The organism is uncultured Campylobacter sp. (assembly GCF_937997465.1).
Lineage (GTDB): Bacteria > Campylobacterota > Campylobacteria > Campylobacterales > Campylobacteraceae > Campylobacter_A.
In genome coordinates, this window is record NZ_CALKTQ010000241.1 from 1 (window position 1) to 1,116 (window position 1,116).

Sequence of the window (1,116 nt, forward strand, 5' to 3'; positions counted from 1 at the left end):
CATACGCTTTTTAGTTGTTCTTGCAGCACCCTCGCGCCATCGCGCCCCGCTTCGTCCAAATCGTAAGCTATGCTTACGGTCAATCCTTTAAAGAGCGGTAGATATTTGTCATCAACTCTTGTCGACGCCGAGCCGATCGTAATAGCTTTATAGCCGCACGCGAGAGCATTTAGACAATCTTTTTCGCCCTCGAGTATGAAAATCGTGTCGTCTTTCTGAAGCGGCTCTTTTGCGTATTCTTTTAAATCTTGCAAGTTAAAAGGACAACGCGGTCTATTCTTTGAAAACATCACTTTCGGCAGTTGCACGATTTTCCCGTCTTCGCCCATAAACGGCTTCGGGTTCTTGTTATATTTCCAAAACGTCAAGCAGTTGCCGTTTTCATCTCTTACCGGCATAATTAGCCTATCAGCCTGCTTGGAATATCCTATTTCGTAGCGTTTGGCGATAAATTCTTTCTCGGATTTCGTTGCAGTTGGCAAAGTTTGGGATAAAAGTTCCCAATAGCGCGAAAAATTTTCTTTGCGCTCGAGTGCAAATTTATCTATATATTCTTGTGTAATAAATGGTTTTTGTTCTACTTGGCGCGGCGCATGAGAGTGCTCGATTGGCTTAAAAACCTGTTCCTTGCCAATAATATAAGAAGCCTTAGAAAAGGCCTCTTTCTTCGTAAAGTTATGATGCTCTACCATAAAATCAATTATGCTACCGCCCCAGCCGCTTCCAAAATCCTTGATTTTTCCGGTCTGCGGATGAATTGATGCGGAGGCCGTCCGCTCGTCACGCATTTTAAATTTATACGCTCGATTTACCTCATACCCTAGCGACATTAAAATTTGCGCTGTTTCGTCTTGAGAAAAATTCATGCTCAATCCTTAATATATTTTATATTAAGTTAATGTAAAATATATTAACTTAACGTTATTCCGCCCGATCTATCTATGTTTTTTTTGTTCAAACTAAGAACTTTGCGTGCGTTTCGCTCTAGCTCACTTTTAAATTTTGCGATCTCGGCTTTACCGATTTGGATAGACATAATTTTATTTAGCTTCGTTTCATTCGCCTGAGCAAAACAAGCTTTGTCGATTCTGCCTTTTTGGAAATCTTGGTCTAATT

At 40.8% G+C, this 1,116-nt stretch carries 2 protein-coding genes; both read right to left on the reverse strand.

Features of this window, described 5'->3' with window-relative positions:
• Positions 1–866: hypothetical protein (locus Q0546_RS08055; RefSeq protein WP_298792035.1), on the reverse strand; the 866-nt coding region annotated here is incomplete at its 3' end.
• 44 nt (positions 867–910) lie between these two features.
• The coding region (locus tag Q0546_RS08060; protein WP_298792037.1) for a hypothetical protein at positions 911–1,116 on the reverse strand (206 nt) is incomplete at its 5' end.